Here is a 12,648-nt window from a genome sequence, read left to right on the forward strand (position 1 = left end):
CCATCAGAGGCCACGGAGTCCACGCAAAGTCCTCTCCATCAGTGATCGGCGTTCGTCGTAGCTCGCCTGCTCGGTCAGCGTCGAATGCACTCGAAGAATCCCGCCTACTACGAGATCACCGATCATCACCCGGACCATACCCAGTGGGCGCCCGAGGTATGCAGCTATTTCGGCGACCGAGAGCCGATGTGTGCCAAGACGCACGATTTCGGTCCGCAGATCGCCTGCGGGCCACTCCAAGTGTGCGGTATAGGAGACCGTTTCGATCACCGCCTCCAGCGGCAGCGCGATCGCGGGTTCGGTACGGCCGGAGGTCAGGGCATAGGGCCTGACCCGTGTGGTCGGCCGGTTCTCGGATCCGTAGGGACTCGACATCTCACCTAGCCCGCGGAGCGGGCGGTGGCGGTGACCGCCGAGCCCACCCGGTCGACGAGCAACGCCATCTCGTAGCCGATGCGGCCGATGTCGTGGCTCTTGTTGGCCAGAACCGCCAGGTGCGAACCGTTTCCGACGCTCATCACCAGCAGGTAGCCGCGCTGCATCTCCACGATCGACTGCATCACCTTACCGCCGTCGAACAGGTGCGCCGCGCCCATCGACAGGCTCGCCAGGCCCGCGGTCACCGCGGCCAGCTGCTCGGCGCGATCCGACGGCAGGTGCGGGCTGGTGGCCTGCAGCAGGCCGTCGGCGGAGACGAGCACCGCGTGCGAGACACCGGGCACATCCCGGGTGAAGCGGGCGACCAGCCAGTTCAGGTTCTCGTCCGTGGGATGCGCGTTGCTCATTCGAGGCCTCCGTCGTTGTGCTGGATCTCGGCGCGGCCACTGCGAACGCCGCTGAGATGTCGGGTCAAGTTGTTGCGGATCTCCTCGGGATCACGCGCGCCCGCTTCCTCGGCGGGGGACAGGCCGCCGGGCACCAGCTGGGCCCCTGGTCTACGGATCGGCAGACCGCCCACGGTGCGCGAGGAGGTCGGCGGGCTGCCCGCGCTGGCCGCCGCCGACCAGCCGTCGTCACCGGGGGCGCTCCACGAGGACGCGCCGTTGCCGCCGGATTCGTCGCTCGCGGTGGCGGGTTCGACCAGCCATTCCGAGACCATCCGCTGGTAGATCGGGGTGGGCGCCTCGCCGGTCACCGGCTGCAGCCGGGTGCTCGTCGCGGGGCCCTGCTCGTCCTCGACAGGTTGCGGTTCGGGTTCTGGTTCGGGGCGCGCGGGGGCCGTCAGGCGTTGCGGCAGGCCGGTGCCGCGCGGGGCGCGCGCCGGATCGGGGATCGCCGCGACGGCTTCGGGGGATAGCGTGACGGGCTCGGGGGCCGCCGGGACGGGCTCGGGGGCCGCCGGGACGGGCAGGTCGTCGGTGTCGTGCTCGTGTTCGGCCCACAGTCCGGTGGGTTCGTCGGACTCGGCGGCCACCGGTTCGGGCGGGGGCGGCGGCACCGCGGCCGGACGGCGCTGCGGCAGACCGGCTTCGGTGCGCGGGGCGTTCGCGTCCAGGGGGACCAGCGTCGGGCCGGTCGGCACCAGGGGATGCGGGCCGGTCGGCACCAGCGGGTGCGCGTCGGGGGCGGCCGGGGGGACCAGCGGATGCGGGCCGGTGGCGGCGGACGGCACCAGCGGGTGCGGGCCGGTCGCGGCGGAGGGGACCAGCGGGTGCGGGCCGGTGGCGGCCGACGGGATCAGCGGGTTCGGGCCGGTGGCCGACGGAAGCAGTGGGTTCGGGCCGGTGGCCGAGGGGAGCAGTGGGTTCGGCCCGGCGAGGTCGGGGGCGATGATCGGGTTGGGGCCGGTGATGTCGGCGGGGGTCAGCGCGTGCGGGCCGATCGCGCTGGGCACGATCGGGTTCGGGCCGGTCGGCACGATCGGGTTGGGGCCGGTCGGCGGCCCCGAGGACGCGGGCGTCGGCGCGACCAGCGCGCTGGGCAGGTGCACGCTGGCGGTGATGCCGGGCTGGGCGGGCTGCCCGGCGGTACGGCGCAGGCTGACGGTGATGGTGTGCCGCTTGGCCAGCCTGCCGACCACGAAAAGACCCATCCGGCGGGCGGTCTCGATGGTGACCTCACCACCGGAGGCGAGCCGGTCGTTGGTGGTCTGCAGGTCCTCGGCCGACATGCCGAGGCCGCGGTCGGTGATCTCGATCAGATAGCCGCCGTCCACCGCGCGCCCGACGATGACCGCCACCGAGGTGCTCGGCGGGGAGTAGCGCAGCGCGTTGTCGATCAGCTCGGCGAGCAGGTGCTCGATATCGACCGCGGACTCACCGGCGACCACGCCGTCGGGCACATTGCCGATCTCGACGCGCTGGTAATCCTCCACCTGGGAGACCGCGCTCCACAGCATGTCCGACAGCGGCACCGGCGGCAGGTGCCCGCGGCGCAGCGCGGTGCCCGCCAGCACGAGCAGGTTGTCGCCGTTGCGGCGCATGCGGGTGGCGAGGTGGTCGAGGCGGAACAGTGTCTGCAGCCGGGAGGGGTTGTCCTCCTCGTGCTCGAGCTCCTCGATGAGCGCGAGCTGCTGCTCCACCAGCGACTGACTGCGGCGCGAGAGCGTCTCGAACATGTTGCCGATCTGCAGCCGCAGGCGGGCCTGGTCGGCGGCCAGATTCAGGGCCTGCTCGTGGATCTCGTCGACCGCGCGGGCCAGCTGACCCACCTCGTCGGTGGAATGCACGCCCACCGGGGCGATCTCGGGGGTGGCCCCGCCGCTGCGCACCACGGCGAGTTCGTCGGGCAGCTTCACGTGCGCGACCTCGAGCGCGTCGCGGCGCAGCCTGCGCACCGGTACCACCAGCGTGCGCGCCACCGCAAGGGCCAGCGCCAGACCGGCCAGCAGCATGCCGAGTACCAGGGTGGTCTCGCGCAGCGCGGCGGTCTGGGCGGTGGCGGTGTTCTCGTCGAGGGTGCGGTCGACCATGTCGAGCAGGTTGTTGATGGTGGCGCTGTAGGTGTCGGCGCTGACCTGCAGGGTGTTGAGCACCGCGGCGTTGGTGGTGGGGTCGGCGTTGTTCTGGCTGAACACGCTGATCCGGGTCTGCACCGCGTCCAGCAGTGAGGCCATCGCGCCCGCGTTCTCCGGCAGGATCATGCCGTAGGTCTTGATCATGGTGGACTCGGAGCCCAACTCGATGAGCATCCTGGCCCGCGCGCTGGCGGTGCTGGTGGCCTCCGGCGACACGACCAGGGTGCGTTCCCTGGTGAGCACCCGGCGGGCCTGGTGCAGCGCGGTCAGCTGCAGGAAGTAGCGCTGCACGAGGAAGTCCTCGACCACCGGGGTCTTGGCCAGCGCGTTGCCGATCCGGTCGGCGATCTCGTCGGTCTGCTCGCTGACCATCGCGGGCGAGCCGCCGCGCACGATATCGCGCAGGGTGGTGCCCGCGGCGGTGGCGGCGGTGAGGTCGGCGGCGACGGTGGGATCGATGCGCGCCGAACTCAGCGCGTTGCGGACCTCGGCGAGGGCCTGGTCATAGGTGGTGAGCGCGGCGTCGGTCTGCGGGTCGGCGATCGCGCCCCAGTTGGCGGTCGCGGCGACGGCGAGTTGCTCGGTCGCGTTGGCGAATTTGACGACCGGACGCAGCACGGTGGCCTGTTCGGTGGCGGCGCTGAGCTGGGTCATGGTCTGCAGCTCGTTGTTGATGCGCAGCACGGCGAAGCCGGTCGCCAGCATCACCGGCAGCACCAGCACCACACCGACCTTGCGCGTTACCGACCAGTTGGACAGGCTGAATTGCCAGGAGCGCGATGCAGGTTCCATCCGCGTGCGTTGCCTCTGCTTCCACGTGTGACTCCGGCCCGCGCGGGGAGGTCGCGGAGCGATGCGAGCGCAGAACCAACTGGAGGTCTTGTTATACCGCAGGAAAGATACCGTGCTGGGTGATCAACGGCAATCCGGGCCATGCCCCTGGAATTTCGCCGAATATGCGCTGCCACAAAGACGATTCGCGAGGCTTTGTCAAGAGCTCCAACGTTCGCTGCCGGGCTGCTGCCGATCCCGTCGGCGACCCGCCCCGGCGTACCCTCTCAGTGCGTTCTCAGTCGGTCACGGCAAACTGGTCGTATGCGCATTCTGGTAGTCGACGACGATCGCGCCGTGCGGGAATCACTGCGCCGGTCCCTGAGCTTCAACGGCTACACCGTTGACCTGGCGGTGGACGGCATGGACGCCCTGGAAAAAGTGACCGCTGCCAGGCCCGATGCTCTCGTGCTCGACGTGATGATGCCGCGCCTGGACGGCCTGGAAGTGTGCCGCAGGCTGCGCAGCACCGGCGACGATCTGCCGATTCTCGTTTTGACCGCGCGCGATTCGGTCTCCGAACGGGTGGCCGGTCTCGACGCGGGCGCCGACGATTATTTGCCGAAGCCATTCGCGTTGGAGGAATTGCTGGCGCGTTTACGAGCGCTGCTGCGCCGCCGAACCCCGGATGCGGGGGAGGCGTCGGAGGCGATGGTGTTCGCCGATCTGTCGCTGGATCCGGTCACCCGGGAGGTCGCGCGCGGCGATCGCGCGATCAGTCTGACCCGCACCGAGTTCTCCTTGCTGGAGATGCTGATGGCCAATCCACGCCGGGTGCTCACCCGCGGCCGCATCCTCGAGGAGGTGTGGGGCTACGACTTTCCCACCTCCGGCAACGCGCTCGAGGTCTACATCGGTTATTTGCGGCGCAAGACCGAGGCCGACGGCGAGGCCCGGCTGATCCACACCGTGCGCGGCGTGGGTTACGTGCTGCGCGAGACCCCTCCGTAGGCGGCGGACATGGCACACAAGGAGCCTGCGGTCGCGGCCCTGCGCCGCCCGCCCGACGCGAGCGAGATGCGTCCGCCGATGCCGCTGACCCGCTCGGTCTCGCTGCGCTGGCGGGTGACGTTACTGGCCGCCTCGGTGGTGCTGATCGCCGTCGCGGTCACCTCCATCGCCGCCTACGCGCTGGTGGCGCGCTCGCTCTACGACGATGTCGACGCCCAGCTCGAGGCGCGCGCGGCCACCATGATCAACAACAACTTCGAGACCCTCGGCTTCCAGTCGATCGTGCTGGCCGGGCTGTTCTCCAACGATGTCGGCGTGGCGCTGATCTACGCCGACCACAAGCCCTACATGCCGCCCCAGCAGACCATTCCGCCGGTCGGCACCCAGGAGCTGGCCGTGGCCGACGGCAAGCTCAACTCCTCGCTGCGCACCGTCGGGGACCAGCGCGTGCTGGCCGCCCGCACACACAGCGGCGCCACCCTGATCATCTCGCAGAAGCTCTACCGCACCCGCGAGGTGCTCGACCGGCTGGCCTGGCTGCTGTTCGTGGTCGGCGCCTGCGGCGTGGTGCTGGCGGCCGCGGCGGGGACCGCGGTGGGCCGCACCGGCCTGCGCCCGATCGCCCGGCTCACCGCCGCCACCGAACGCATCGCGCGCACCGACGACCTCACCCCGATCCCGGTCACCGGCGACGACGAACTGGCCCGGCTCACCGAGAGTTTCAACACCATGCTGCGCGCGCTGGCCGAATCCCGGGACCGCCAGCGCCGTCTGGTCGCCGACGCGGGTCACGAGCTGCGTACCCCGCTCACCTCGCTGCGCACCAATATGGAACTGCTCATCGCCTCGGGCCGCCCCGGCGCGCCGCGACTGCCCGACGAGGACATGGCCGAGCTGCGCGCCGATGTGGTGGCCCAGATCGAGGAGCTGTCCACCCTGGTCGGCGACCTGGTCGACCTGGCCCGCGAGGACGCCCCCGAAACCGTCTACGAGCGGGTGGATCTGGGCGAGGTGGCCGAGCGCGCGCTGGAACGGGCCCGCCGCCGCGGCACCGGCATCACCTTCGCCGCCGAGCTGCGGCCGTGGTTCGTCTACGGGCACGAGGCCGGGCTCGAACGCGCGGTGCTCAACGTGCTCGACAACGCCGCCAAGTGGAGCCCGCCCGACGCCGAGGTCCGCATCGTCATGCGCCCGGTCGGCGAGGGACTGCTGGAGCTGTCGGTCGGCGACGCCGGTCCCGGTATCCCGCCGGGGGAGCGCGAGCTGGTCTTCGAGCGGTTCTACCGGACCACGGCCTCGCGTTCGATGCCCGGTTCCGGGCTCGGGCTCGCGATCGTCAAGCAGGTGGTCACCAAGCACGGTGGCACCATCGCGGTGGACACCTCCCCGCGCGGCGGCGCGCTGGTGCGCATTGTGCTGCCCGGTGAGGCACCGGCCGTCCCCGACGACGCCGCGGAGATGTGAGCGCGCGGAGTCTCGGCGAACTGAAAGCGCGATCTCAGGCGCCTCTCAGTAGCCGTCGCGAAGCTGGTCGGCAAGCGTGAGGAGACTGAAACCATGACCGACGATCCCCAGCAGCGACCCGCTGACCAGCCCGGTGCCGGAGCGGGTGGCCCGGATCATGCCCATCCCGGTGCGCACACCCCGCCGCCGCAGGGCCCGGACGCCGCCCACCCGGCACCCGAGCAGGCGTTCACCGCGCCGCCCCAGGGCGACCAGGGCTTCACGGCCCCGCACACGGGCCGGGGGTACGTGGCTCCGCAGCAGGGCGACCCCGGTTTCGCGGGGCAGGCGCACACTGCCCCCTTGCCGGGCGGGCAGGGCTTCACCGGGCCGGGATACACGGTTCCGCCGCAGGGCTTCGGTGGCACGGTGCAGGCTGGTCATCCGAGCCCCTACGCGCCCGCCCCGGTGGCTCCGCGTAAGCCGATGCGGCTGGGTCTGATCGCCGGTGCGACGGCGATCGCGCTGGTCAGCGGTGGCATCGGTGGCGCCGTCGGCGTGCTGGCGACCGGTTCGGATTCCGCCACCGTCACCAATGCGCTCGAGGCGCCCAAGCCCGCGGTCAACAATGTCGCCAATGCCCCGGCCGGGTCGACCCAGGCGGTGGCCCAGCGGGTGCTGCCGAGTGTCGTGATGATCAAGGTCGCGGGTAACCGCGCCTCCGGCGAGGGCTCCGGGGTGGTGCTCTCCTCGGACGGGTTGATCCTCACCAACAACCACGTGGCCGCGGGTGCGGGCAGCGGCGCCAGGATGGAGGTCGTCTTCAGCGACGGCAGCACCGCCCCGGCCACCATGATCGGCGCCGATCCGGTCTCCGACCTGGCCGTCATCAAGGTCAGCGGCAAGACCGGGCTCACCCCGATCGAGCTGGGCACCTCCGACGGACTCGCGGTGGGTCAGCCGGTGATCGCGATCGGGTCCCCGCTTGGCCTGGCGGGCACCGTCACCACCGGCATCGTCTCGGCGCTCAACCGCCCGGTCTCCACCAGCGGTGAGGGCACCCCGAGCCAGGTGAACCCGGTGATCGACGCGATCCAGACCGACGCCGCGATCAACCCCGGCAACTCCGGCGGCGCGCTCGTCGACGGCCAGGGCAAGCTGATCGGCATCAACACCGCCATCGCCAGCCTCGGCGGCGAGGCGGCGGGCGCCCAGAGCGGTTCCATCGGACTGGGTTTCGCGATCCCGGTCGACCAGGCCCGCCGCGTGGCCGACGAACTGATCAAGACCGGCCAGGCCACCTACGCGCAGATCGGCATCAAGCTGCGTCCGCAGGACACCGCGGCCCGCGTGCTCGAGGTGACCCCCGACAGCCCCGCCGCCGCGGCGGGTATCCCGGCGGGCGCGGTGATCACCCGCCTCGACGACCGGCCCATCGACTCCGGCGACGCGCTCATCGCCGCGGTCCGTTCCCATCAGCCCGGCGACAAGGTGAAGGTCACCTACACCGACGAGCAGGGCGGCAACAGCAAGACCGTCGAGGTCACGCTCACCGCCGCCGCGGCGGAGGGGGGCCGATGATGCGTTCGAGCGCTGCGCTGTCGTGTGTAGGCGCTACGGTGATGAGCATGGACATCGATGCTCCCGTGGCAGGGCGTGCACTGGTTGTTGTGGTCGACGATCGGACGGCGCATGGCGGGGTGGATTCGCTCGGCCCGCTCGTCACCGAACTGCTCAACGAGGCAGGCTTCCTGGTCGACGCCTCGGTGAGCGTGCAGGCCGAGGAGGTCGAGATCCGCAACGCGCTCAACACCGCCGTGATCGGCGGCGTCGACCTGGTGATCTCGGTGGGCGGCACGGGCATGTCCCCGCGCGATGTCACCCCCGAGGCCACCACCCAGGTGCTCGACCGCGACCTGCCCGGCATCACCGAGGCGCTGCGGGCCTCCGGCCGCGTGGCGGGTTCGCTCGACGCGGGCCTCTCGCGCGGTGTCGCGGGCATCTCCGGCAGCACCCTGGTGGTGAACCTGCCGGGCACCCGCGCGGCCGTCCGCGACGGCATGGCGACGCTGGGCCCGCTCGCCAGCAAGGTCATCGGCGAGCTCTCCGGATTGGACGAGTGAGCTCGATGCCGAGCCCGGACAGCACGTCACCGCGGGATCAGGACGCGGCCCGCCGCAAGGCCGCCGAGGCCCTGCGGCTGGCCCGCATCTTCGGTGACGTGCTGCCCGACACCACCGGCGACGAACGCGGCGAGGAATCCGTTCGCGACAACGATGAATGGCTCCGCAGGCAGGTGCCCCCGCACCACGGGTGACCGTTCCGTTATCATCGTTAACCGGGCGGTAATAAACCGCACCGAATTGCGCTATTCGCCGTGATTGCGAAGCGGTGACGAATTCCCCGAGACCACGCGAAAGCGTGGTCTTTTGTCGTATAAGCCCCCTTTGTCCCTTTCGGTGGAGTCTCGTCGACCCCGCTTGACGCTCCCGGGGTCCGATGCATAAATGCACGTCAAAGCATGTGGCGATGTACGCACCTGTGGGCCCGGTCACGAAGAAATATATGAACTCATGCATTGGCGCATCGTCTCTGCGGCGTTTAATGTTCGCCATCGAGCCATCACTACCGGCCCCCGCAGTACCCGTCTCCGTGCGTCGAACCACCCGATGGAACCCTGGCTCGGGTTCCGCCACACCGACCCCTGCTGTATCGCCGAAATAACAGTTGGTTACGCAACGGCAACAAAGGGGCGACACACTGAGCTGGGCCTGTGAGGTCCACCCGTTCGGTCTCGAAAGTCGAGACCGGCTGTTAGACACCTGATGAGGGGAAGTATGAGCGAGAACCGCACCACTGGTGTGCGTCGTGGCGCCCGCGCCGCGAGCGTCGGCGCTGCCGCGGCCGCCGTGGCCTTCGGCCTGCTGTCGACCGGTGCCGCCAACGCCGATACCTTCGTACCGTTGCCGGACGGTCAGAAGGTCAGCCCTGCCGGAGTGACCATCACCCGCACCGCCGAACACGCCCTGATCTCCCCGTCGATGGCCGCCAACGGCGCGGGTCGCGTGGTCTGGGTCTCGGGCACCGCGATCGCCGAGGTCGCCAACACCCCCGAGGGCGAGGTCGGCCCCTGGAACGGTCCGTCGGGCCGCCCCGGATCCAACAACTCCTCCACCCACGGCACCTCCCAGCTGAACACCGGCTACATCGTCGGATGCCAGGTGAGCATCGCCGACGACGCGATCGGCGCCGGTGTGTCCGGCGGGATCAGCACCGGTGGCGTGACCGCGGGTGGCTCGATCGGCGTCAACCTGGGCCCGGGCGAGGTCAAGTTCGTCCAGATCAGCTCGAAGGACATCCTGAAGGCGGGCACCTACGCCATCGACTACCAGGACGCGGAGATCGAGATCCAGGGCTGCGCCGGTTACGCGCAGGCCCGGGCGTACACCGTGGTCGAGATCATCGGCGACCACTACTCGAAGACCACCCTCTACGGGATGCCGTTCAGCATCGGCTGAGTCTGTCGAATCGGTACGAATCTTCTTCTCGCTACGGCGAACTCACTCCCCGAGGGATGAAATCAATGATCAACCGTAAGAACCTGGCCAAGCTGGCCGGCGTGGGCGCGGCGGCCACCGTGGCCGTCGGCCTGTTCTCCGCGGGTGCGGCCAACGCCGACACCTTCGTTCCGCTGCCGGGCGGACACATCACCAAGGTCCTCTCCGACGGCACCGTCGTCGACATCAGCCTGGTCGGCGAGTCGGCCAACATCAGCCCGTCGATGGGTGCCACCCCCGTGCACCGCAACGCCTGGGTCTCCGGCTCCGCGCAGGTCACCGTCTCCGACGGTGGCTCGGGCAAGATCTTCCCCGGCTACACCGTGGGTTGCCAGGTCAACATCTCCGGCGGCGGTGTCTCCGGCGGTGGCGATCTGGGCAGCGACTGGGAAGGCAATGTCGACGCGGGCGTGAACACCGGCGGCGAGCTTTCGCTGGGCCCCGGCCAGTCCTCCTCGTTCTACGTGCTCGACATCGAGAAGGCCGACGACTACGGCTCGGAGTCGCACGGCAAGTCGAACAAGTTCCAGGGCGGCTCCGGCTCGGTGACCTGGTCCGACGAGACCATCGGCCTGTCCGGCTGCGCGGGCTACGCCCAGGCGCGTGCCTTCGTCAGCGTCGAGGTGGAAACCGACAATGTGATCAGCTGGGTCACGCTGTGGGGTCAGCCTTTCAGCCTCGGCTGATTCGCCTATCCCGAACACATCACGGGCCGGTCGCGCGAGCGACCGGCCCGTTTTGTTGTCTTTTCAACCGGATAGCGCTGGACATCGGCCGGTCGGCTCATTATGTTTGTGGCGGCTTTCAGCTTTCTCGATCGACCTCCCGGCAGAGCTCTCCTCTGTTGCCAGCGGTGATTGCCCTGTGGCACACCCCAGCTGGGACCGGGCGCAACACACAGATATCGACCTCGATGGTCGAGGTCGGCTTTTGCGTACACCTCGAGGGGAAGAATGAGCGAGAACCGCACCAACCGAACGCGTCGCGGCGCCTGGGGCGCGAGCGCCGCGGTGGCCGTGACGATCGGCCTGTTGTCGACCGGTGCTGCCCACGCGGATACCTTCGTGCCGTTGCCGGACGGCGAGAAGAGCGGCCCCGGCGTCACGGTGAGCCGCACCGGCGAGCATGCCCTGATCTCCCCGTCGATGGCCGCCAACGGCGCGGGCCGCGTGGTCTGGGTCTCGGGCACCGCGCGCGCCGATGTGCAGGTCACCCCGGAGGGCGAGGTGGGTCCGTGGAACGGGCCGTCCAACCGCTCCGGTTCCAACAATTCCTCGACCCATGGTGCGTCCCAGCTGAATACGGGCTACATCGTCGGCTGCCAGGTGAGCATCGGCGACGAGGCGATCAGCGCGCAGGCCGCGGTCGGCGTGGACACCATGGACGGTCCGCTCGGTGAGGCATCGATCGGCCTGAATCTCGGGCCCGGCGAGGTGGGCTTCGTCCAGATCAGCTCCAAGGACATCCTGAAGCCCGGTGTCTACTCGGTCGACTACCAGGACGCCGAGATCCAGATCCAGGGGTGCGCGGGCTATGCCCAGGCACGGTCGTACACGGTCGTCGAGATCATCGGTGACCACTACTCGAAGACGACCCTCTACGGCATGCCGTTCAGCATCGGCTGAGTACGGCCGAGTCACCACATTCTCGCTAGCTCAACCGAATTCACCCTCGAGGGGTCAACTGTGACGATCAAATTCGCCGGTGCGGCGCGGGCCGCCGGTCTCGCCGCCGCGGCCAGTGTGGCGCTGGGCCTGTTCTCCACGGGTGCGGCGCACGCCGACACCTTCATTCCGCTGCCGGGCGGCCACATCACCAAAACCCTGTCCGACGGCACCGTCGTCGACATCAGCATGGTCGGGGAATCCGCGAACATCAATCCGTCCATGGGATCGACCCCCGTGCACCGCAACGCGTGGGTCTCGGGCAGCGCCCAGGTGACGGTGTCGGGTGGGGGCGGCGGCAAGATCTTCCCCGGCTACACCGTCGGCTGCCAGGTCAATATCGCGGGCGGCGGTCCGTCCACCGAGGGCGGCTTCGACGCCGACAGCGCGGTCGGCCTGGGCGGTGGCGCGCTCACCCTGGGCCCCGGCCAGTCCAAGTCCTTCTATGTCCTCGACCTCGAGATGGCCGACGACTACGGCAACGAGTCCCACAAGACCCGCAATGCCTTCCAGGGCGGTTCCGGCTCGGTGACCTGGGCCGACGAGACCATCGGCCTGTCTGGCTGCGGTGGCTACGCCCAGGCCCGCTCGTTCGTGAGCGTGGAGGTCGAGACCGACAACGTGATCAGCTGGGTCACGCTGTGGGGTCAGCCGTTCAGCCTCGGCTGAGCGAACGTCCGGGGCCTGGTCGCCACGGCGATCAGGCCCCGGAACCCGCTGTGCGCGTGGGGAATTCAGTGTCCTTGTTTGCCGTCGGCACTCGGCTCGGGCTCGGTCGCGAAGCTGTGCTTGCCATTGGAGGCGGCGCCGCGGTCGGCGGCGAGCAGGTCGCGGATCTGGATGAGCAGCTCGTTCTCGGTGAGCTTCTCGTCGGCCTTGGAGAACCGCTTCTTGGCCATGGTCGCCGGGAGCACCAGCACGAAGTACAGGATGACGGCGATCATCAGGAAGTTGATCGCCGCGGTGACGATGGGGCCGATCGCGATGAAGGTCGCCGGTTTGTCCGGGTCGAGCTGGATTCCCCAGCCCGGCTCGTCGACCCCGCCGAACATGGCCAGCAACGGATTGATGATCCCGTCGGTGAACGCGGTGACGATCGCGACGAACGCCGTACCGAGGACCACCGCGACGGCCAGATCGACCACATTGCCGCGGAGCAGGAAGTCTTTGAACCCTTTGAGCATTGCCGATGTCTCCTTCGTACCGGAGCCGGCCGGGGGCGCTGCGCTCCATAGTCGAATGATGC

13 protein-coding genes are annotated in these 12,648 nt (G+C 69.5%); 9 read left to right on the plus strand and 4 right to left on the minus strand.

The window, feature by feature from the left end; all coding sequences use genetic code 11:
• Positions 1 to 3 precede the first annotated feature (3 nt).
• From WA675_RS12390 to WA675_RS12400, 3 genes are read right to left on the minus strand one after another with little or no spacing between them, the layout of a single operon-like run.
• Positions 4 to 375, minus strand: coding sequence for a DUF742 domain-containing protein (locus tag WA675_RS12390; RefSeq protein ID WP_278261366.1), 372 nt, complete (start codon positions 373 to 375; stop codon positions 4 to 6).
• A 5-nt stretch (positions 376 to 380) separates the two neighbouring features.
• The gene (locus WA675_RS12395; protein WP_019049250.1) at positions 381 to 785 is read right to left on the minus strand and encodes a roadblock/LC7 domain-containing protein; all 405 of its coding nucleotides are present in this window, start codon (positions 783 to 785) and stop codon (positions 381 to 383) included.
• A complete protein-coding gene (locus WA675_RS12400; protein ID WP_336084387.1) occupies positions 782 to 3,748 on the minus strand; it encodes an ATP-binding protein in 2,967 nt (988 codons plus the stop codon). Before WA675_RS12400 ends, WA675_RS12395 begins: the two co-directional genes overlap by 4 nt.
• Before the next feature lie 303 nt (positions 3,749 to 4,051).
• Between WA675_RS12400 and WA675_RS12405 the strand changes: the two genes are divergently transcribed.
• From WA675_RS12405 to WA675_RS12445, 9 genes are all read left to right on the plus strand, one after another.
• On the plus strand, positions 4,052 to 4,738 hold the full coding sequence (locus tag WA675_RS12405) for a response regulator transcription factor (protein ID WP_336084388.1): 687 nt from the start codon (positions 4,052 to 4,054) through the stop codon (positions 4,736 to 4,738).
• Positions 4,739 to 4,747: 9 nt separating this feature from the next.
• Positions 4,748 to 6,202 (plus strand): HAMP domain-containing sensor histidine kinase, encoded by a 1,455-nt coding sequence (locus WA675_RS12410; RefSeq protein ID WP_336084389.1) that lies wholly within the window; start codon positions 4,748 to 4,750, stop codon positions 6,200 to 6,202.
• Between the two features lie 93 nt (positions 6,203 to 6,295).
• The gene (locus WA675_RS12415; RefSeq protein ID WP_336084390.1) at positions 6,296 to 7,762 is read left to right on the plus strand and encodes a S1C family serine protease; all 1,467 of its coding nucleotides are present in this window, start codon (positions 6,296 to 6,298) and stop codon (positions 7,760 to 7,762) included.
• The gene (locus WA675_RS12420) at positions 7,759 to 8,304 is read left to right on the plus strand and encodes a MogA/MoaB family molybdenum cofactor biosynthesis protein (protein WP_442945613.1); all 546 of its coding nucleotides are present in this window, start codon (positions 7,759 to 7,761) and stop codon (positions 8,302 to 8,304) included. The genes WA675_RS12415 and WA675_RS12420 overlap by 4 nt, the downstream gene beginning before the upstream one ends.
• A gap of 5 nt (positions 8,305 to 8,309) precedes the next feature.
• Positions 8,310 to 8,498 carry a hypothetical protein gene (locus tag WA675_RS12425; protein ID WP_336084392.1) on the plus strand — a complete coding sequence of 63 codons (189 nt, stop codon included), beginning with the start codon at positions 8,310 to 8,312 and terminating at the stop codon, positions 8,496 to 8,498.
• A 520-nt stretch (positions 8,499 to 9,018) separates the two neighbouring features.
• Positions 9,019 to 9,699, plus strand: coding sequence for an MspA family porin (locus WA675_RS12430; protein ID WP_336084393.1), 681 nt, complete (start codon positions 9,019 to 9,021; stop codon positions 9,697 to 9,699).
• Between the two features lie 65 nt (positions 9,700 to 9,764).
• Positions 9,765 to 10,424 (plus strand): MspA family porin, encoded by a 660-nt coding sequence (locus WA675_RS12435; protein WP_336084394.1) that lies wholly within the window; start codon positions 9,765 to 9,767, stop codon positions 10,422 to 10,424.
• Between the two features lie 267 nt (positions 10,425 to 10,691).
• A complete protein-coding gene (locus tag WA675_RS12440; RefSeq protein WP_336084395.1) occupies positions 10,692 to 11,363 on the plus strand; it encodes an MspA family porin in 672 nt (223 codons plus the stop codon).
• Positions 11,364 to 11,423: 60 nt separating this feature from the next.
• Positions 11,424 to 12,071, plus strand: coding sequence for an MspA family porin (locus tag WA675_RS12445; protein WP_336084396.1), 648 nt, complete (start codon positions 11,424 to 11,426; stop codon positions 12,069 to 12,071).
• A 65-nt stretch (positions 12,072 to 12,136) separates the two neighbouring features.
• Here the strand turns inward: WA675_RS12445 and mscL are convergent, their stop codons facing one another.
• The gene (mscL, locus tag WA675_RS12450; RefSeq protein ID WP_336084397.1) at positions 12,137 to 12,586 is read right to left on the minus strand and encodes a large conductance mechanosensitive channel protein MscL; all 450 of its coding nucleotides are present in this window, start codon (positions 12,584 to 12,586) and stop codon (positions 12,137 to 12,139) included.
• Positions 12,587 to 12,648 lie beyond the last annotated feature (62 nt).

The sequence above is a fragment of the Nocardia sp. SSK8 genome, from assembly GCF_037034205.1.
Classification (GTDB): domain Bacteria; phylum Actinomycetota; class Actinomycetes; order Mycobacteriales; family Mycobacteriaceae; genus Nocardia.

What these genes read in the sequence shown, in the direction of transcription:
- WA675_RS12390 (WP_278261366.1), bottom strand. Translation starts at nt 375, where the DNA reads ATGTCGAGTCCCTACGGATCCGAGAACCGGCCGACCACACGGGTCAGG.
- WA675_RS12415 (WP_336084390.1), top strand. Translation starts at nt 6,296, where the DNA reads ATGACCGACGATCCCCAGCAGCGACCCGCTGACCAGCCCGGTGCCGGA.
- WA675_RS12410 (WP_336084389.1), top strand. Translation starts at nt 4,748, where the DNA reads ATGGCACACAAGGAGCCTGCGGTCGCGGCCCTGCGCCGCCCGCCCGAC.
- mscL (WP_336084397.1), bottom strand. Translation starts at nt 12,586, where the DNA reads ATGCTCAAAGGGTTCAAAGACTTCCTGCTCCGCGGCAATGTGGTCGAT.
- WA675_RS12405 (WP_336084388.1), top strand. Translation starts at nt 4,052, where the DNA reads ATGCGCATTCTGGTAGTCGACGACGATCGCGCCGTGCGGGAATCACTG.
- WA675_RS12435 (WP_336084394.1), top strand. Translation starts at nt 9,765, where the DNA reads ATGATCAACCGTAAGAACCTGGCCAAGCTGGCCGGCGTGGGCGCGGCG.
- WA675_RS12420 (WP_442945613.1), top strand. Translation starts at nt 7,759, where the DNA reads ATGATGCGTTCGAGCGCTGCGCTGTCGTGTGTAGGCGCTACGGTGATG.
- WA675_RS12430 (WP_336084393.1), top strand. Translation starts at nt 9,019, where the DNA reads ATGAGCGAGAACCGCACCACTGGTGTGCGTCGTGGCGCCCGCGCCGCG.
- WA675_RS12440 (WP_336084395.1), top strand. Translation starts at nt 10,692, where the DNA reads ATGAGCGAGAACCGCACCAACCGAACGCGTCGCGGCGCCTGGGGCGCG.
- WA675_RS12400 (WP_336084387.1), bottom strand. Translation starts at nt 3,748, where the DNA reads ATGGAACCTGCATCGCGCTCCTGGCAATTCAGCCTGTCCAACTGGTCG.
- WA675_RS12395 (WP_019049250.1), bottom strand. Translation starts at nt 785, where the DNA reads ATGAGCAACGCGCATCCCACGGACGAGAACCTGAACTGGCTGGTCGCC.
- WA675_RS12425 (WP_336084392.1), top strand. Translation starts at nt 8,310, where the DNA reads ATGCCGAGCCCGGACAGCACGTCACCGCGGGATCAGGACGCGGCCCGC.